The organism is Cupriavidus basilensis (assembly GCF_000876015.1).
GTDB lineage: Bacteria > Pseudomonadota > Gammaproteobacteria > Burkholderiales > Burkholderiaceae > Cupriavidus > Cupriavidus basilensis_B.
The window spans coordinates 1-20,360 of record NZ_BBQM01000024.1 but is presented as its reverse complement, the minus strand read 5'-3'; the positions used below and the strand labels follow the sequence as shown (position 1 = coordinate 20,360).

Here is a 20,360-nt window from a genome sequence, read left to right as displayed (position 1 = left end):
GCTTGCACGGTGCGCCGGCGCCGGGGGGCCGCGCGCTACCCGCCCCGGGGCAGGTAGCGCCCGCCCCCCGCGCTATTCCGCCGGCACTTCCTGCCGGCGCGCGATCTCGATGCCCGGCAGCAACAGCATCGCCGCGATGGCGCCGAGCGCGATCACCAGCATCGCCAGGAAGGTGACGTGCAGCGAATGATGCAGCGCCTCGCGCACCGGCGCGCTGCCGGCCAGGTGCCGCCCGGCGCCGTCGAGCACCTGGCGCAGTTGCTCGGTGCTGACCACGCCCAGGCCCGCGGCATGGTGCATGCCGAAGTTCTGCACCGCGCCCAGCAGCGCCGCGCCCAGCGTGTTGCCCAGGTTGCGCGCGAACAGGTTGGAGGCGGTGGCGCTGCCGCGGTCGGCCAGCGGCACGATCTCCTGGATCAGCACCAGCGAGCACACGCTCTGGATGCCCATGCCGAAGCCCATCACCAGCGAGCCCAGGCCCGCCAGCGCCGGGCTGCTCCCGGGCGTGAGCAGCGCGAAGACCAGCGCGCCGGCCGGCAGGAACAGGCTGCCGCCGATCAGCAGGCGGCGCAGGCCGATGCGGTGGAAGGTGCGCGACGAAATGGTGGCGCCGGCGGGCCAGCCCACCATCATCATGGTCAGCGCGAAGCCGGCCACCACCGGCGTGCGGTCCATCGCCACCTGCACGTACATCGGCAGGAAGGTGGTCAGCCCCATCAGCGCCATGCCGGAGAACAGCGTGGCGCCGTTGCAGGCCAGCACCGGGCGGTGGCCCCACAGGCGGAACGAGATCATCGGATCGGCCGCGCGGCGCTCCTGCCGCACGAACAGCAGCAGGCTCGCGCCCAGCACGGCGATCTCCACGGCCAGCCGGCCCGCGCCCGCCGCGCCGGCATCGGTCAGCACCATCATCAGCGCCGCCACCGCCACGGTGAAATACGCGGCGCCGGCGGCGTCGATGGCCGGGCGCTTGCGCAACGGCTGCTCGTGCAGGAAAGCGACGAAGCCCAGCGCGGCCAGCACGCCGATCGGCAGGTTGATCCAGAAGATCCACGCCCACGACAGCTTGCCGATGATGAGGCTGCCCGCCATCGGCCCGAGCACCGCCGAGACCGCCCACACACTGGCCAGGTAGCCCTGCACCTTGCCGCGCTCGTGCGCGGGATAGAGGTCGCCGACGATGGTCAGCGTGACCGGCAGGATGGCGCCGGCGCCGGCGCCCTGCAGCAGCCGGAACACGATCATCGCCGGCATCGACCAGGCGAAGCCCGCCAGCACCGAGCCCAGCAGGAACACCGCGATGCCGGCCAGGATGACCGGCTTGCGCCCGTAGAGATCGGCCAGCTTGCCGAACACCACGGTCATGGCGGTCTGGGTCAGCAGGAACGACGAGAACACCCAGCTATACAGGCGCAGCCCGCCGAGCTGCGTGACGATCTGCGGCATGGCCGTGGAGACGATGGTCGCTTCGAGCGCGACCATCGCCATCGACGCCATCACGGCCGCGATGACCAGGGGGCGGTTGGTAACTGGAGCTTGGGAGGACATGGATAGGGGGAAAAGGAAGCCGGTACGACGCGGCGGCGCCGCGTGCCGGCACGGGACAGGGCCGGCCGGGGGGGCGCGCAGGGCTACATGCTAGCGGCAAACCGGCAAACGTGCTGGGCGCCGCTTCGCTCTCCGGCGGCTCTCTCTGCCCATCGCGGCGTCCCCGTCTAAATTTCCGCTCCCCTGCTTCGTCCAACTCAGTGATGCGCGCCATGCCGCCCGAAACGCCGGCGTGGCCGCGATAGCGCATTACACGACCGCCACGACAGACACGGGAGCCACCATGAGTTTCGACCGCGACGACGCCACCTTCCTGGTCCTCGTCAACCACGAAGAGCAGTACTCCATCTGGCCCGACTACAAGCCCGTGCCGGGCGGCTGGCGCGCCGCCGGCTTCAGCGGCAACCGCCAGGCGTGCCTCGACCATATCGAGCGCACCTGGACCGACATGCGGCCGCTGAGCCTGCGCCGCCATATGGAGGAACAAGCGAAGGAACAAGCCGCGGCAGACGCCTGAACATGCCCGCCTTGCTGCTGTTCTGCCTGCCCTACGCCGGCGCCAGCGCCACCGCCTACCTGCGCTGGCGCCGGCTGCTGCCGGCCCGCGTGGAACTGGTGCCGCTCGAGCCGCCCGGGCGCGGCGCGCGCCTGGCCGAGCCGCTGCTGCGCGATTTCGAGGCGCTGGCGGCCGACCTCGCCGGCGCCGCCGGCGCGCGGCTGGGACGTGGCGCAAGTAGCGACAGAAGCGGGGGCACAACGCCCGATTACGCCCTGTTCGGCCACAGCATGGGCGGCCTGCTGGCTTACCGCGTCTGCCAGTTGCTGCGCGAGCGCGGCCACGCGCTGCCGCGGCGCCTGCTGGTGTCCGGCTGCGCCGCGCCCAGCCGGCGCGATCCGCGGCGCCTGGCCGCGCTGCGCGGCGACGCCGCGCTGACGGCCGAGCTGCGCAAGCACGGCGGCACGCCCGAGGCGGTGTTCGCCGACGCCGAGCTGCTGCGCCTCACGCTCGACGTGCTCGACGCCGACTACCGCGTCTGCGAGAGCTTCCGCCACACCGACACGGCGCCGCTGCCGGTGCCGCTGCACGTGCTGGCCGGGCGCGACGACGCCATCGGCGCCGCCGAGCTGCAGGCCTGGGCGCCGGAGACCAGCGCCGGCCACACGCTGGACTGGTTTGCCGGCGGCCATTTCTTCCTCCACCAGCATCAGGGCGCCGTGCTGGCCCGTGTGACCGAACTGCTGGCCGAACCGCTGGCCGTGCCCGCCGCCGCAGCCCGCCCCGTGCCCGCCTGAACGCCGCGCGCGGCGCCACCCTCCCACGCCAACCGTTTTCCTGGAAAGCCGATCCAAGCATGCAGCCCGATCCGAACGTCCCGGCCACGCTGGTGGCCCACCTCGGCCGCCTGGCCGCGCAGCGCGCCGGCGACACGGCGCTGATCACTATCGACGACGCCGGCGAGCAGCGCCACGGCTACGCCGCGCTCGACGCCCGCGCGCGCGCGCTGGCCGCCTGCCTGGGCGGGCACGCCGCGCCCGGCGAGCGCGTGCTGCTGCTGATGGACAGCGGCATCGACTACGTGGCCGGTTTCTTCGCCTGCCTCTACGCCGGCCTCGTGGCCGTGCCCGCGTTCGAGCCCGGCGCCATGCGCGTGGCCCAGGTCAGCCGCCTGCGCGCCATCGCCGCCGACGCCGCCGCCGGCGTGCTGCTGACCACCACCGCGCAGGCCGAAGCCCACGGCGACACGCTGGCCGCCATCGCCCCGCGCGCGCGCGTGGTGCTGGCCGACGCGCCGCTGGCGCCGCCGCCGGCCGGCTGGCAACCGTTCGCGGCCACGCCCGACACGCTCGCCTTCCTGCAATACACGTCCGGCTCCACCGCCGCGCCCAAGGGCGTGATGGTCAGCCACGGCAACGTCATGGCCAACGAGGCCGCGATCCAGGCCGGCATGGCCGTGGCGCCCGGCGACGTGATGGTGAGCTGGCTGCCGCTGTACCACGACATGGGGCTGATCGGCGGCCTGCTGCAGCCGATCCACACCGGCACGCCGGTGGTGCTGATGCCGCCGCGGCTGTTCCTGGAGCGCCCGGCACGCTGGCTGCAGGCCATCTCGCGCCATCGCGGCACGGTGTCCGGCGGGCCCGACTTCGCCTACCGCCTGTGCGTGGAGCGCGTGCGCGACGCCCAGCTCGAAGGGCTGGACCTGTCGAGCTGGGCGCTGGCCTTCTCCGGCGCCGAGCCGGTGCGCGCCGACACCCTGCGCGCGTTCGCGCAGCGCTTCGCCGGGGCGGGTTTCCGCGCCGGCGCGCTCTACCCCTGCTACGGCCTGGCCGAGGCCACGCTGTTCGTCACCGGCGGCGAGCGCGGCAAGGGCATGGCCAGCACGCGCTTCGACACCGCGGCGCTGGCGCGCGGGCAAGGCATGCCGGCCAGCGACGACGTGCCCGGCGGCCAGGACGCCACGCCGGCCGCCACCGAACTGGTGGCCTGCGGCTTCGCGCGCGCCGGCCACGCGGTGCGCATCGCCGATGCCGGCGGCCGCGCCCTGCCCGACGGCGCCGTGGGCGAGATCCAGGTGCGCGGCGCCAGCGTGACGCGCGGCTACTGGCGCAACCCGCGGGCCACGGCGGAAAGCTTCGCCGGCACCGATGACGGTGCGGCCTGGCTGCGCACCGGCGACCTCGGCCTGCGCCGCGACGGCCAGCTCTATATCGCCGGCCGCCGCAAGGATCTCATCATCGTGCGCGGCCAGAACTTCTACCCGCAGGACATCGAGCGCGCCGTGGAAACCCGCGTGGCCAGCGCCCGGCCGGGCCGCGTGGCGGCCTTCGCGGTGGCGGCGGGCCACGGCGAGGGCATCGGCCTCGCCGTGGAAATCTCGCGCCCCGAGCAGCGCCGCGTCGGCCACGGCGCGCTGGTGCAGGCGCTGGCCGAAGCCGTGGGCGATGCCTGCGGCGAGCCGCTGGCGGTGGCGCTGCTGCTCAATCCCGGCGCCCTGCCCAAGACCTCCAGCGGCAAGCTGCAGCGCGCCGCCTGCCGCCAGGGCTGGCTCGACGACAGCCTCGATGCCTGCGCGGTGTGGGCGCACGGCGCGTTCACGCGCGGCGGCGCGCCGGCCGATGCGGGCGACCAAGCCCGGGCCGAGCCCCCGCGCGGCTCCACCGAGCTGGCGCTGGCCGCGCTGTGGCAGGAACTGCTCGGCCACGCCCCCGCCGGCCGCCACGCGCATTTCTTCGCCAGCGGCGGCAACTCGCTGGCCGCCGCCCGGCTGGTGGCGCGGCTGCGCGAGCGGCATGGCGCGGCGGTGCCGCTGCGCCTGCTGTTCGACCATCCCACGCTGGCCGCCTGCGCCGGGGCGCTCGACCGCATCGACCGCATCGACGGCAGCGCGGACAACAAGGCCGGCGAAAACAAGGCCGACCTCCACGACGCCATCGCCCCCGCCCCGCGCCACCCCAACATGCCGCTGGCGCCGGCCCAGCACCGCCTGTGGCTGGTCGACCGCATCGGCGGCGCCGCGGCGCGCTGGACCTACAACATGGCTGGCGGCCTGCGCCTGACGGGCGCGCTCGACGCCGACGCGGTGCGCGCCAGCCTGAACGCGCTGGTGGCGCGCCACGAGATCCTGCGCACCGCCTATCGCGCCGACGCCCACGGCGAGCCTTATGCGTGCATCGCCGCCACGCTGGCGCTCGAGGTGCCGCTCAGCGACCTCGCCACGCTCGGCCCGGCGCAGCGCGAACTTGCCCTGCGCGAGCTGGCCGAGGCGCAGGCGCGCGAGCCGTTCGACCTCGCCCACGCGCCGCCGCTGCGCGCGCGCCTCGTGCGCCTGGCCGCCGACGACCACGCGCTGCTGCTGACGCTGCACCATATCGCCGGCGACGGCTGGTCGGTCGGCGTGCTGCTCGACGAATTCGCCGCCGGCTACAACGCCGCGCGGGCCGGCGCCGCCGCCGCGCTGCCGCCGCTGCCGATCCAGTACGCCGACTACGCGGTCCACCAGCAGGCGCCCGCGCGGCAGGCGCGGCTGCGCGCCGACGCCGACTACTGGCGCGGCGCCCTGCAAGGCGCGCCGCGGGCGCCCACGCTGCCAACCACCTACCCGCGCCCGCCGGTGGCATCCACGGCCGGCGCCGCCTGCCACGCCACCCTGCCCGCCGCGCTGCTGGCGCAGGCCGACGCGCTCGCCCACGCCCACGGCGCCACCCGCTACATGGTGCTGCTGGCCGCCTTCCACCTGCTGCTGCACCGCGCGGGCGGCGCCGAGGAACAACTGGTCGGCATCGACGTGGCCGGCCGCCCGCGCCGCGAGCTCGAAGGCCTGATCGGCTTCTTCGTCAACGTGCTGCCGCTGCGCGCGCGCTGCGCCGCGGACCTGCGCTTCACCGACCTGCTGGCGCAGGTGCGCGCGCGCGCGCTGGCAGCGTTCGACCACCAGGCGCTGCCGTTCGAGCGCATCGTCGAGGCCGCCGGCCAGGGCGCCGCGCGGCGCGAGCGCGGCTGGCACCCGCTGGTGCAGGTGCTGTTCGTGCTGCACAACACGCCCGCCGGCACGCTGGCGATGGACGGCGTGAGCGCCAGCCGCCTGCCCGCGCCGGCGCACGCCGCCAAGTTCGACCTCGCGGTCTTTCTCGAGCCCCACGCCGGCGGCCTGCGCGCCGAGTGGGTCTACGCCACCGCGCTGTTCTCGCCCGCCGCCGCCGCGGCGCTGGCCGAAGCCTATGCCGCCGTGCTGGCGCAGGCCGTGGCCGATCCCGACCGGCCACTGCCCGCCTTCGCCCTGCCCGGCGCGGCCGGCCACGCCACCCGCTCCATCGAAGCCAACGACATCATCCATACCGCCATGACGCCCAGCCCAAGTCCTAGCAGCAAGCTCGACAAGCTCAAGCAACTGACCCGCCGCGCGCCGGCGGCCCCGTCCGTCTCATCCGCCTCACCCGCGGTGGCCACCACCGCGCGCCCGCTGGTGGCGACCTCCTTCCTCGCCCCCGGCAAGACCTTCCCCATCGTGATCGAGCCCGGCACCAGCGACATCGACGCGGTGGGCTGGGCGCGCGCGCAGCGCGACTACATCGAGTCCACGCTGTGCCGCCACGGCGGCATCCTGCTGCGCGGCTTCGGCCTGCGCACGCCGCAGGAGTTCGAAGCCTTCGCCGAGGCCATCGAGCCCGGCCTGTACGGCGCCTACGGCGACCTGCCCAAGAAGGAAGGCGGACGCAACACCTACCGCTCCACGCCCTACCCCGAGCGCGAGATGATCCTCTACCACAACGAAAGCGCCCACCTGTCGCGCTGGCCGCGCAAGCAGTGGTTCTTCTGCGAGCTGCCGGCGCCGGTGGGCGGCGCCACGCCCATCGTCGACTGCCGCGAGATGTACCGCCGCCTGCCGCGCGCGCTGGCCGAGCAGTTCGAGCGCCGGCAGCTGCGCTACGTGCGCACCTTCAACGACAAGCTCGACGTGAGCTGGCGCGACTTCTTCAAGACCGCCGAGCGCGCCGAGGTCGAAGCGCGCCTGCGCGCCTCCGGCACCGACTTCCGCTGGCTCGACGCCGACACCCTGCAGACCCGCGAGCTGTGCCCGGCGGTGATCGCCCATCCCGTGACCGGCGAGCGCAGCTTCTTCAACCAGGTCCAGTTGCACCACACCGCCTGCCTGGACCCCGAGGTGCGGCGCGACCTGCTGGAGATCGTCGGCGCCGAGCGCATGCCGCGCCAGGTCACGTTCGGCGACGGCAGCCCCATCGGCGACGACGTGATGGCGCTGCTCGGCGAGCTCTACGAAGCCTGCGCGGTGCGCTTCGACTGGCGCCAGGGCGACGTGGTGATGCTCGACAACATGCTCGCCGCGCACGCCCGCGACCCCTTCCAGGGCCCGCGCAAGATCGTGGTGGCGATGGGCGAGATGTTCGAGCGCCACGCGCTGCGCCCGCTCGCCGGCAGCGCCGCCGCCGATGCGGCCGCTGCCGCCACCACCGCCGGCACGGAGGGCTGAAGCGATGAACGCCATCGTCCACGACTTCTCCGCCGCGGCCCAGCCGCTGGGCCGCGAACAGCGCGCGCTCGAAGCGCGCGCCACCGCGCCGGTCACGCTCGCCGCCACGCTGCGCGGCCCGCTGGACGTGCCGCGCCTGCGCGACGCGCTGCTGCGCGTGGCCGCGCGCCACCCCAGCCTGGGCCTCGCCTTCGGCCACGCCGAGGGGCTGCGCGGCCTGCGCCAGCGCTTCGAGGGCGTGCCGCCGCGATGGGCCGAGGCAGCCGATGCGGCCGATGCCATCGCCGCTCCCGCCAATCCCACCGCTCCGCTGCCCGCGCTGCGCGCCACGCTGCTGCCGCTCGGCCCCGACCACCACCAGCTGCTGCTGGCCGCCAGCCCGCTCGCCGCCGACGGCGCCAGCCTCGTCACCCTGTACCGCGAACTGGCGCGGGCCTATGCCGGCGAAGACGCCAACGCCGCCGAGGACCCGCAGGAGGCCCCGCTCGCCTACGCCGACTACCTCGAATGGACCGCCGGCCTGGCCCAGGACAACGCGCAGGCCGGCCACGACTACTGGCACGGCATCGCCGGCGCGCTCGCCGCGCTGGACGCGCCGCGCCTGCCGTGGCGCCGCGCCGCGCCGGACGCGGCGCCGGCGCCGGCCGAGCTGAACGCGCGGATCGGCAGCGATGAGGCCGCCGCGCTGCAAGCCTGGGCGCAGGCGCTCGGCCAGCCGCTGCCGCTCGCGCTGCAAGCCGCCTGGTGGCTGCTGCTGTGGCGCCTGGACCCGGCCGATGCGTTCGCCGCCGGCTGGCTGCACGACTGCCGCCGCGACTTCGACGCGCTGGCCGGCGCGGTGGGCCGCTACGAAGCGGTGCTGCCACTGGCGGTGCGCCCCGACCCGGACGCGCCGTTCGCGCACTGGCTCGCGCAGCTTGCCGCGCAGGCCGGCAGCCACCTGGACTGGCGCGAGCACTGCCCGGCCGACGCCGCCGCCGGCGCGCCCGGCCGCATCGGCTTCGCCCTCGCCACGCTGCCGCCGGCCATGCCGGCGCGCGGCGGCCCGCACTGGCAGGCGCAGCCGCCGCAAGCGCTGCCCGGCTTCGAGCTGGCGCTGGAAATCCGCGAGGACGAACATGGCGCGCCGCGCCAGTTCGCCCTCCACTACGACGGCGCGCGCTACCGCGCCGATGCCATGAGCTGCCTGCTGGACCAGTACCGCACGCTGCTGGACACGCTGCGCGCGCGGCCCGGCACCGCCATCGGCGCGCTGCCGCTGGCCACCGCCGCCGACGCCGCGCGCGCCGCCGCCATGCACGCCGCGCCGCTCGACGCGGGCACGCGGATGCTGCCGCAGCGGCTGGCGCAATGGGGACGCGAGCGTCCGCACCAGAACGCATTGAGCGCCGCCGGCCTGCAGCTGGACTACCGCGCGCTGAACCAGCGCGTGGACGCGCTGGCCGCGCGCCTGCCCGCCCTCGGCCTGCGCCGCGGCGCGCCGGTCGGCCTGCTGCTGCCGCGCGGCGGCGAACTGGTGCTGGCGCTGCTGGCCGTGCTGCGCGCGGGCGGCGCCTACCTGCCGCTGGACCCGTCGTGGCCGGCGCCGCGCCGCGCGCGGATCCTGGCCGATGCCGGCGCCACGCTGGTGCTGGCCGGGGCGCGCCACCTGCCCGGCGGCGCCGATGACACCGATGGCGCCGCCGACCTGCCGCCGCACGTCGACGTGGCCGCGCTGCTGGCGGACAGCGCCACGGCGCCAGCCGATGCCGGCGAGCCGGACATCGCCGCCGGCCAGCCCGCCTACGTGCTCTACACCTCCGGCTCCACCGGCACGCCCAAGGGCGTGGTGATCGAGCACGGCCAGTTGCTCAACTACGCCGCCGCCGCCGGCCACGCGCTGGGCCTGGACCGCTGCGAGCGCTTCGCGCTGACCTCCACCGTGGCCGCCGACCTGGGCAACACCACGCTGTTCGGCGCGCTGTGGCACGGCGCCTGTCTGTGCGTGGCCGACGACGCCGACACGCAGGACGCCGCCGCCTTCGCCCGCTTCCTCGCGCGCGAGCGCCCGGACTGCCTGAAGATGGTGCCGTCGCACCTCGACGCGTTGCTCGGCGACAGCGAAGACAACAGTGAGCACGACAACGATGGCAACGGCGCCGGCGCGCCGCTGCCCGCCGGCGCCGCCATCGTGCTGGGCGGCGAAAGCGCGTCGCCCGCGCTGCTGGCCCGCCTGCGCCGCCGCGCGCCCGCCGCGCGCCTGTGCAACCACTACGGCCCGACCGAGACCACGGTCGGCATCCTCGTGCATGCCGACGATGCCGCCGATGCCGCCGATGCCGAAGACGCCGCCAACGACCCCGGCGCCGGCCTGCCGCTCACCACCGTGCTGGCCAACTGCGAGGCGCACGTGCTCAACGCCGCCGGCGAACTGGCCGCGGCCGGCGAGACCGGCGAGCTCTACCTCGGCGGCGCCCAGCTTTGCCGCGGCTACCTGGGCCGCGACAGCGACGCCTTCGTGCCGCATCCGCGCCGCGCGGGCGAGCGCCTCTACCGCAGCGGCGACCTCGCGCGCTACCTGCCGCGCGGCGGCCTGGAACTGGCGGGCCGCGCCGACAGCCAGCTCAAGGTGCGGGGCTTCCGCATCGAGTGCGGCGAGATCGAGCACGCGCTGCTGGCGCTGCCCGGCGTGCGCCAGGCCGCGGTGGTGCCGATGGCCGGGCCGGACGGCGCCACCGGCGAAACGCGCCTGGCCGCCTGGCTGGTGCCCGACGACGACAGCGCCGTCCCGCTCGGCGGCGCCCGCCGCGCCGCGCTGCGCGCGGCGCTGGCCGCGCGCCTGCCCGAACCGATGGTGCCCGCGCACTGGATCGCGGTGGCCGAGCTGCCGCGCCTGCCCAACGGCAAGGTCGACCGGCGCGCGCTGGCCACGCGCGCGCTGCCCGGGGACGATGCGCCCACCGGCGCCATCGCCCGCGAGCCGGCCGACGCGCTCGAAGCGCTGCTGCTCGAACAGATGCGCGAGCTGCTCGACGCCCCCGCGCTGCGCGTGACCGACGACCTGTTCGAGGCCGGCGGCCATTCGCTGCTGGTCATCAAGCTGGTGGCGCGCATCCGCAAGCTGCTCAAGCTGGAGATCGCGCCCGGCGCGGTGTTCGACGCGCCCAGCGCCGCCGCGCTGGCCACCGCGCTGCGCGCCGCCAGCGCCGACCCCGCGCAGCTGGAAACGCTGGCCGGCCTGCAGCGCACGCTGGCCGCGATGTCGCCCGAGGCGCGCGCGGCCCTGCGCGCCTCGGTCGGCGCGCCCGCCGCCACCGCCGGCTGATCCCGCCCGGACCCCGCACCGCCCAAGCTCACCGTACAGGACAGCCCCATGACGCAATCCCCGACCCGCCAGCAGGACGCCGCGCTGCTGGCGCTGCTGCTGGAAGACGAGGCCGAACAGGCCGCCGCCGGTAATGACAGCGGCGATGGCGGCGCCTTGCCGTCGCCCATGTCTTTCTCCCAGCAGCGGCTCTGGTTCCTGCTGCAATACGAGCCCGGCAGCACCGCCTACAACCAGACCCGCGCGTTCCGCCTGCATGGCCGACTCGACCGCGCCGCGCTGGCCGCCGCGCTGCGCGCCGTGGTCGACCGCCATCCCGCGCTGCGCACCCGCTTCGCCGCCGACGGCGCGCCGGGCCAGCCGCCGCGGCAGGTGGTGGAGAGCGCGCCGCCGTTCGCGCTGGGCCACGAGCCGCTCGCCGCCGGCGAAGCCGCGCTGCGCGCGCGCATCGACGCCGAGGCCGCGCGCGCCTTCGACCTGTCCCGCGCGCCGCTGCTGCGCGCCACGCTGCTGGCCCGCGCCGACGACGAGCACGTGCTGCTGCTGTCGCTGCACCACATCGTCTCCGACGCGGTCTCCAACGCCGTGATCGCGCGCGACCTCGCCACCGCCTATGCGCAGGCGGCGTCCGGCGCGGACGTGCAACTGCCGCCGCCCGCCGCCACCTTCGCCGCCCACGCGCGCCGCCAGCGCGAACAGCTCGACAGCGGCGCGCTCGACGCGCAGCGCGTGTGGTGGCAGGCCAGCCTGGGCAGCCACGTCCCCGCGCTGCAACTGCCGGTCGACCGGCCGCACGGCGCGCCGGCCGCGCAGCACCTCGCGCGCCGCGTCGACATGGCGCTGCCGCCCGCGCTGGCCGGCGCCGTGCGCGCGTTCTGCGTGGCCCGGCGCTGCACGCCGTTCGTGGTGATGCTGGCCGCCTGGCAGGCGCTGCTCGCGCGCCATGCCGGCCAGCACGATTTCGCCATCGGCGTGCCGCACGCGGGACGTGGCGAGCCGGGGCTGGACGACGTGGTCGGCTTCTTCGCCAACACCCACGTCTACCGCTCGCGCACCGGGCCCGGCGTCAGCGCCGGCGCGCTGTGCGAGCGCGTGCGCGCCGACGCGCTGGGCGCGCTGGCCAACGCCGAACTGCCGTTCGAGGTGCTGCTCGACAGCATGCAGGTGCCGCGCGACGCCGGCCGCAGCCCGCTGTTCCAGGTCATGTTCAACCTGCGCGCCGGCGCCGGCGCGCAGGCATTCGCGCTGCCGGGCCTGCGCACCGAGGCCATCGAGGCCCGCGAGACCGGCGCCAAGTTCGACCTGATCCTCGACGTCGAAACGCACGCCGGGACATACGCCGGGACACACGCCGACGCCATCCACATCAGCCTCGAATACGACAGCGCGCTGTTCGACGCCGCCAGCGCGCAGCGCCTGGCCCGTCACTACGTCGCGCAGCTCGACGGCATGCTGCGCCATCCCGAACTGCCGCTGACCGCCACGCCGCTGCTGGACGCGGACGGCCATGCCGACGACCGCGCCGCGCTCGCCATGCAGCACGCCGCCGGCCAGCCGCGGCGCCGCTTTGCCGGCCTCGCGCCCGCGCACCGCCTGATCCAGCGTCAGGCCGAGGCCCACCCCGACGCGGTGGCGCTGCGCCACGGCGACGCCACCATCAGCTACGGCGAGCTGGAACGCCGCGCCAACCGCCTCGCGCACCGCCTGATCGCGCTCGGCGTGGGCCCGGAAGTGCGCGTGGGCATCGCCGCCGAGCGCTCGCCCGAGATGATCGTCGGCCTGCTGGCCATCCTCAAGGCCGGCGGCGCCTACGTGCCGTTCGACCCCGCCTATCCGGCCGAGCGGCTGGCCTACCTGTTCGACGACAGCGGCATCGCCGCGCTGCTCGCCCAGCCCGCGCTGCAAGACCTGCTGCCGCGGCGCGCCGGCCTGCCGGTGGTGCTGCTCGACGCCGCCGAAGCGGAGCGCGCGGACTGGCCCGAACACGCGCCGGACGTGCCGGTGCGGCCCGACCACCTCGCCTACGTGATCTACACCTCCGGCTCCACCGGCCGCCCCAAGGGCGCGCAATTGCAGCACGGCAACCTGTCGCGCCTGCTGGCCGCCACGCAGGACTGGTTCGGCTTCGGCCAAGACGATGTCTGGACCCTGTTCCACTCCTACGCCTTCGATTTTTCCGTATGGGAAATCTTCGGCGCGCTGTGCCACGGCGGCCAGTTGGTGATCGTGCCGTTCCTGGTCAGCCGCGCGCCGCAGGACTTCCTCGCGCTGCTGCGGCGCGAGCGCGTCACCGTGCTCAACCAGACCCCGTCCGCGTTCCGCGCGCTGCTGGCCCAGCCCGAGGCCTGCGCGCAGCCGCTGGCGCTGCGCCACGTGATCTTCGGCGGCGAGGCACTCGAGCCGCAGACGCTGCGGCCCTGGCTGGAGCGCTTCGGCGACGCCGCGCCGCGCCTCGTCAATATGTACGGCATCACCGAAACCACGGTGCACGTGACCTTCCGCCCCATCGCGCTGGCCGATCTCGACCCGCGCCACGGCGCGCGCAGCCCCATCGGCGAGTGCATCCCCGACCTGGGCGTGCGCGTGCTCGACGCCAGCCTCAACCCGGTGCCGCCGGGCGTGGCGGGCGAACTGTACGTGGGCGGCGACGGCCTCGCGCGCGGCTATCTGAACCGGCCCGGCCTCACTGCGGAGCGCTTCGTGCCCGATCCGTTCTCCAACGGCGGCGCGCGCCTCTACCGCAGCGGCGACCTCGCGCGCTGGCTGCCCGACGGGCAACTCGAATACCTCGGCCGCATCGACCAGCAACTCAAGATCCGCGGCTTCCGCATCGAGCCGGGCGAGATCGAGGCGCGTTTGCTGGCGCAGGATGGCGTGGCCAATGCCGCCGTGATCGCCGTCGACGGCCCGAACGGTGCCCGACTCGCTGCCTACGTGGTGCCGGCGGAGAACGCGGCCATCGACGTAGCGTCGTTGCGCGCGGCGCTGTCCGAGCAACTACCCGACTACATGGTCCCCGCCGCCTTCGTCGTGCTCGCCGCGCTGCCGCTCACGCCCAACGGCAAGCTCAACCGCCATGCGCTGCCCGCGCCCGAGTTCGGCGGCACGCAGGCATTCGTCGCGCCCGCGGGCGAGGCGGAAGCCGCGCTTGCCGCCATCTGGGCCGAGGTGCTCGGCCTGCCGCGCGTGGGCCGCGCCGACAATTTCTTCGAGCTGGGCGGCGACTCCATCCTCAGCCTGCAGATCGTCGCGCGTGCCCGCGCCGCCGGCTGGCTGCTGACGCCGCGCCAGTTGTTCGAGCGGCAGACGCTGGCCGAGCTCGCCACCGTCGCGCAGCCGCTGCCGCGCGATGGCGCGGCCGAAGAAGCCGTGCCAACCGGCGCCGTGCCGCTGCTGCCGATCCAGGCGGATTTCTTCGCCATGCCGATGGAACGCCGCCGGCACTGGAACCAATCCGTGCTGCTCGATTGCCGCGAGGCACCCGATACGGCGGCGCTGTCGCTGGCGTTGGGCGATCTGGTCGCGCACCACGATGCGCTGCGGCTGCGGTTCTCGCCGGCGGATGGTGCCTGGGTCCAGACCTATGCGGACGCGGAAACCGCGCCGGACTTGCTGTGGGTACGCGAGTTCCCGAACGAGACCGAACGCATTGCCCATTGCGAAGCGGCGCAGCGCAGCCTCGATCTCGCGCACGGACCGCTGCTGCGCGCCGTCGTGCTGCAAGGCGCGGCGGGCCAATGGCAACTGCTGTTGGTGATTCACCATCTTGTGGTCGATGGCGTGTCCTGGCGCATCCTGATCGAAGACCTGCTGGCCGCCTACCGGCAGCGCCGCTCCGGCCAGCCGGCCGCGCTGCCCGCGCGCACGGCGTCCTGCCAGCGCTGGTCGGAGGCGCTGCGCCGGAATACGGCATCGCGCGCGGATGAGCTGCCGCATTGGCTGGCCCTGTCCGGCACAGCCGCCGAATTGCCTTGCGACGACCCGAGCGGCTCGCTCACCGTCGCCGAACGCGACAGCCTCACGCTGATACTGCCCGCCGACGCCACCCAGGCGCTGCTCCAGCACGCGCCCGCCGCCTACCGCACCCGCATCAACGACCTGCTGCTGACCGCGCTCGCGCGCGTGCTGGCGCGCTGGAGCGGCAACGCGCGAACGCTGATCGACCTCGAAAGCCACGGCCGCGTGGCCGGCGTCGACGATGCGCTCGACCTCAGCCGCACCGTGGGCTGGTTCACCACGCTGTTCCCCGTTGCGCTCGACGGCACCGGCGCACTGCCGGACGCGATCAGGGCCGTCAAGGAACAACTGCGCGCCGTGCCCGGCGAGGGCATCGGCTTCGGCCTGCTGCGCCGCTTCGGCACCGCCGAACAGCAAGCCGCCATCGCGGCGATCCCAAAGCCCGAGGTCGTGTTCAACTACCTCGGCCAGTTCGACGCCAGCCTCGCCGAAGGCGCGCCGTGGCAACCCGCTTTCGGCAACACCGGCGCCAGCCAGGATGCCAGCGCGCCACTGTCGCATCCGCTGTCGGTCAGCGGGCAGGTGCATGGCGGCGAGCTGCGTCTGTCCTTTGCCTTCAGCCGCGCGCGGCACAAGCACGCCACCGTGCAGCGGCTTGCCGAGGACTACCGCGCCGAACTGCTTGCCGTCATCGCGCATTGCGCGTCGAACGAGGCCGCCGGCTTCACGCCGTCCGATTTCCCGCTCGCGCGGCTGTCGCAGGCGCAGCTTGATGGTCTTGGCCTCGATCCGGCGCAGGTGCAGGATCTCTATCCGCTCTCGCCCATGCAGGCCGGCATGCTGTTCCACAGCGTCTATGCCCCAGCCGGCAGCGCCTACACCAACCAGTTGCGCGTCGACATCGACGGCCTCGATGCCACGCGCTTCGCCGCCGCGTGGCATGCCGCGCTCGCGCGCCATGACAGCCTGCGTTGCGGCTTCCTCCACCGCGGCGAGCAGCCGTTGCAGTGGGTCGCGCGTAATGTCACGCTGCCGGTCGTCATGGAGGACTGGTCGGACCGCGATGCAACGCAATGCCAGCGTGATCTCGACCAGCTTGCCGCCGATCAACTGGCGCAAGGCTTCGACCTCGAACGCCCGCCGCTGATGCGCGTCGCGCTGATCCGCACCGGCGCCAGTCGCCATCATCTGCTCTGGACCGTCCACCATCTGCTGCTCGATGGCTGGAGCACGTCCCGGTTGCTCGGTGAAGTCCTGCGCCACTACGCCGGCGAAGCCCTGCCCGCCACGGGCGGCCGCTTCGCCGACTACATCGGCTGGCTGCAAGGCCGCGATGCGGACGCCGGCCGCGCGTTCTGGTCCGCGCAACTGGCCGCGCTCGATACGCCGACCCGACTGATGGCCGCGCTGCCCGCGCCTGAACATGGCGAAGGCCATGCCGAGCAACATCACATGCTCGATGCCGACCGCACCGCCGCGCTGGCGGCGTTCGCCCGCGCGCAGAAGGTCACGCTCAACACCCTCGTACAGGCCGCGTGGCTGTTGCTGCTGCAGCGCTATACCGGCCAGGACTGCGTGGCCTTCGGCGCCACCGTCGCCGGCAGACCCGCAGACCTGCCCGGCTCGCAGCAGATGCTGGGCCTGTTCATCAACACGCTGCCGGTGATTGCCACGCCGCGCCCCGAGCAAGCCGTCGGCGACTGGCTGCGCGAGGTCCAGGCCCTCAACCTCGCCACGCGCGAGCACGAACACACCCCGCTCTACGAAATCCAGCGCTGGGCCGGACAAGGCGGGCAAGCCTTGTTCGACGCCATCCTCGTCTTCGAGAACTATCCGGTGGACGCCGCGCTGCGCCGCGCGCCGGGCGGGCTGGCATTCTCCGACGTGCGCAACCGCGCCGAGACCAACTACCCGCTGACGCTGGTCCTCGCCCACACCGACACGCTGCGCCTGACCTGCCGCTTCGACCGCGCAAGGCTCGGCGAGCCGCGTGCGCGCATGCTGGCGCAAAGCCTGTTCGCGCTGATGACGCGGATGAGCGAGGACGGCGCCCGCCCGCTGGGACAAGTGGCGCCGGTGCCGCAAGACCAGCAGGCCCGCCTGCTGGCATTGGGCCGCAATCCGCAGGCCTACCCGGCGTTCGCGCCGGCGCATCGCCTGTTCGAGGCGCACGCTGGCCGGCAGCCGGACGCCATCGCGCTGGAGGCTGACGGACAGACGCTCACCTACGCCGAACTGAACCGCCGCGCCAACCACCTCGCCCATCGCCTGATCGCGCGGGGCGTGGGGCCCGACGTGCCGGTCGGCGTGCTGGCCGAGCGTTCCGTCGAGATGGTCGTCGCCCTGCTCGCCATCCTCAAGGCCGGCGGCGCCTACGTGCCGTTCGATCCCGACTATCCGGCCGAGCGCCTCGCCTACATGATCGGCGACAGCGGCGTGGCCCTGCTGCTGGCGCAGCGCGCCGACCTGCTGCCGACGCCGCCGCGCGCGGTCGAGGTGATCGACCTGACGCAGCCTGCGCAGGCAACCGATGGCGCAGACCACGACCCCGCGCCGGCGCTCCTGCCCGACCACCTCGCCTACGTGATCTACACCTCGGGTTCCACCGGCCAGCCCAAGGGCGTGGGCATTTCCCACAGCGCGCTCGGCAACTACCTGCACGGCGTGCTGGCGCCACTCGCGCTGCCGCCCGGCCTGCGCATGGCGATGGTGTCGACGCCGGCGGCCGACCTCGGCCACACCGTGCTGTTCGGCGCGCTCGCCAGCGGCGCCGCGCTGCACCTGCCGCCGCGCCGCTGCGTGTTCGACGCCGCGGCCTTCGCGCGCTACATGGCCGGCCACCGCATCGACGTGCTGAAGATCGTGCCCAGCCATCTGCAAGCGCTGCTGGACGGCGCCGGCGCCGCGGGCGCCAGCGCGGCCGACGTGCTGCCGGCCCACACGCTGCTGCTGGGCGGCGAGGCCACCGGCGCCGCGCTGCGCGCGCGCCTGCACGCGGCGCGCCCGCAATGCCGGCTGGTCAATCACTATGGCCCGACCGAGAGCACCGTGGGCGTGCTGCTGCACGTGGCCGGCAGCGCGCCGCCGGCGGGCGCGCAGGCGCCGGGCCTGCCGCTCGGCACGCCGCTGGGCAACGCCACGGCCTACGTGCTGGACGGCGCGCTGCAGCCGCTGCCCGACGGCGTGGCCGGCGAGCTCTACCTGGGCGGCCCGGGTCTCGCGCGCGGCTACCTGGGCCGCGCCGCGCTGACCGCCGGGCGCTTCGTGCCCGATCCGTTCTCGGACGGCGGCGCGCGCCTGTACCGCAGCGGCGACCGCGTGCGGCGCGGCGCCGACGGCGTGCTGGCCTACCTGGGCCGCATCGACGACCAGGTCAAGATCCGCGGCTTCCGCGTGGAGCCGGGCGAGATCGCCGCGCGGCTGCGCGCGCTGCCGGGCGTGCGGCAGGCCGTGGTGGTGGCGCAAGCCATCGGCAATGGCGGCGGACCACAACTGGTCGCCTATGCCGTCGCCGCTGCTGGCCACGCGCCGGCGCCCGCCGCGCTGCGGCAGGCGCTGGCCGCCACGCTGCCCGCGCACATGGTGCCGGCCGCCATCGTGATGCTGGACGCGCTGCCGCTCACCGCCAACGGCAAGCTGGACCGGCGCGCGCTGCCGCCGGCCAGCACGAGGGCCGCCACCGATGCGGCCGCGCAGGCGCCGCAGGGTGAGCTGGAAACGCGGCTCGCGGCGATCTGGCGCGAGCTGCTGGACCTGCCGCAAGTGGGCCGCCACGACAACTTCTTCATGCTGGGCGGCCACTCCCTGCTGGCCGTGCAGCTTCTATCCCGAATCCAAGGCGAACTGCGCATCGACGCGCCGCTGCACCTGCTGTTCGGCGCCGCCACGCTGGCCGAGCTGGCCGCCGCGCTGGACGGCCAGACCCGCCACGCCGACGAAAGCGCGCTGCTGGAACTGGAAGCGTTCGCCAATACCCTGGAGGCAGTCTGAATGATCGAAGCCAACACCGCGGCCCGCCTGGCCGCGCGCTTTGCCACGCTGGCGCCGGCGCAGCGCCGCGCGTTCCTCGACAAGATGGCCGAGCAGGGCATCGCCTTCTCGCAACTGCCGATTCCTGCGCTGCCGCAAGGCGGTGACGATGCCGCCGGCGCGCCGCTGTCCTACGCCCAGCAGCGCCAGTGGTTCCTGCACCAGTTCGAGCCGGCCAGCGCGGCTTACCACATCAGCAGCGGCGTCAGCCTGCGCGGCCGCCTCGACGTGGCGGCGCTGGGCGCGGCCTTCGCCACGCTGGCGCAGCGCCACGCCGCGTTGCGCACCGCCTTCGTGGCCGACGCCGCCGGCGAAGTGCGCCAGCGCGTGCTGCCCGCCGCCGCGCTGGCCATGCCGCTGCTGGACCTGTACCAGGGCAGCGCGGCCGAAGCCACGCCGCAGGCCCGCGCCGCGCGCGCCGACGCCATCGCCGCCGAGCTGGCCGGCCAGCCCTTCGACCTCGGCAGCGCGCCGCTGCTGCGCGTGCGCCTGCTGCGGCTGGGCGAAGAGGAGCACCGGCTGCTGCTGGTGATGCACCACATCGTCTCGGACGGCTGGTCGATGCAGTTGCTGATCGACGAGCTGGCGGCCTGCTACCGCGCGCATCTGCTGGGCGATGCCGCCAGCCTGCCGGCACTGCCGGTCGGCTACGCCGACTATGCCGCGTGGCAGCGCAACTGGCTGGAAGCCGGCGAGCAAGAGCGGCAACTGGCCTACTGGCGCGCGCAACTGGCCGACGCGCCCGCCGTGCTGGCGCTGCCCACCGACCGCCCGCGCCCGGCCGCCGCCGTCTACCAGGCTCACCGCCTCGACATCGAAATCCCCGACGCGCTGGCACAGGCGCTGCGCGAGCGCGGGCGCGCGCACGGCGCCACGCTGTTCATGGTGCTGCTGGCCGGCTTCCAGGCCCTGCTCTACCGCCATGCCGGCAGCCGCGACCTGTGCGTGGGCGTGCCGGTGGCCAACCGCAACCGCATCGAGACCGAAGGCGTGGTCGGCCTGTTCGTCAACACCCAGATCGTGCGCGGCCGCCTGGACGGCCGCCAGCCGCTGGCCGCCGCGCTGGAACAGGCGCGCGCCGCCGTGCTCGGCGCGCAGGCGCACCAGGACCTGCCGTTCGAGCAACTGGTGGACGCGCTGCAGCCCGAGCGCAGCATGAGCTACAACCCGCTGTTCCAGGTGGTGCACAACCACCGCCGCAGCGACCGCGCCGCGCTGGCCGAACTGCCCGGGCTGGTGCTGGAGACCGCGCCCATCGGCGAGCGCAGCACCGCGCTGGAACTGACGCTGGACACGCGCGAAAGCACGGACGGGCACATCAGCGCCTGCTTCCACTACGCCGCCGAACTGTTCGACGCCGCCACCGTGGCGCGGCTCGGCGCGCACTACCTGCGGCTGCTGCGGCAACTGGCGGAGGCGCCCGAAGTGGCGCTGGACGCGGTAGCGCTGCTCGATGCCGGCGAGCGCTCGGCGCTGCTAGCGCTGGGCCAGGGCGAAGCGCCGCCCGCCGATGGCCTTGCCGTGCACCAGCA

At 74.6% G+C, this 20,360-nt stretch carries 7 protein-coding genes; 6 read left to right on the top strand and 1 reads right to left on the bottom strand.

Annotated elements, in window-relative coordinates; translation table 11 throughout:
• Nucleotides 1-72: 72 nt before the first annotated feature.
• Complete coding sequence (locus KF708C_RS26145; RefSeq protein WP_059413925.1) at nt 73-1,548, bottom strand: MDR family MFS transporter; 1,476 nt, start codon at nt 1,546-1,548, stop codon at nt 73-75.
• Nucleotides 1,549-1,831: 283 nt separating this feature from the next.
• Between KF708C_RS26145 and KF708C_RS26140 the strand changes: the two genes are divergently transcribed.
• The 6 genes from KF708C_RS26140 to KF708C_RS26115 all read left to right on the top strand — a co-directional run.
• Complete coding sequence (locus tag KF708C_RS26140) at nt 1,832-2,065, top strand: MbtH family protein (RefSeq protein ID WP_020206418.1); 234 nt, start codon at nt 1,832-1,834, stop codon at nt 2,063-2,065.
• Between the two features lie 2 nt (nt 2,066-2,067).
• On the top strand, nt 2,068-2,841 hold the full coding sequence (locus KF708C_RS26135; RefSeq protein ID WP_020206419.1) for a thioesterase II family protein: 774 nt from the start codon (nt 2,068-2,070) through the stop codon (nt 2,839-2,841).
• A gap of 59 nt (nt 2,842-2,900) precedes the next feature.
• Nucleotides 2,901-7,538: a condensation domain-containing protein gene (locus KF708C_RS26130; protein ID WP_059413923.1), complete on the top strand. Its 4,638-nt coding sequence runs from the start codon at nt 2,901-2,903 to the stop codon at nt 7,536-7,538.
• A gap of 4 nt (nt 7,539-7,542) precedes the next feature.
• Nucleotides 7,543-10,842: a non-ribosomal peptide synthetase gene (locus tag KF708C_RS26125; protein WP_059413921.1), complete on the top strand. Its 3,300-nt coding sequence runs from the start codon at nt 7,543-7,545 to the stop codon at nt 10,840-10,842.
• A 48-nt stretch (nt 10,843-10,890) separates the two neighbouring features.
• Nucleotides 10,891-18,789, top strand: a complete 7,899-nt coding sequence (locus tag KF708C_RS26120; RefSeq protein WP_059413917.1) for a non-ribosomal peptide synthetase — start codon at nt 10,891-10,893, stop codon at nt 18,787-18,789.
• Nucleotides 18,790-20,360, top strand: a 1,571-nt coding sequence (locus tag KF708C_RS26115) for a condensation domain-containing protein (RefSeq protein WP_231586583.1), incomplete at its 3' end; no start/stop codon positions are given.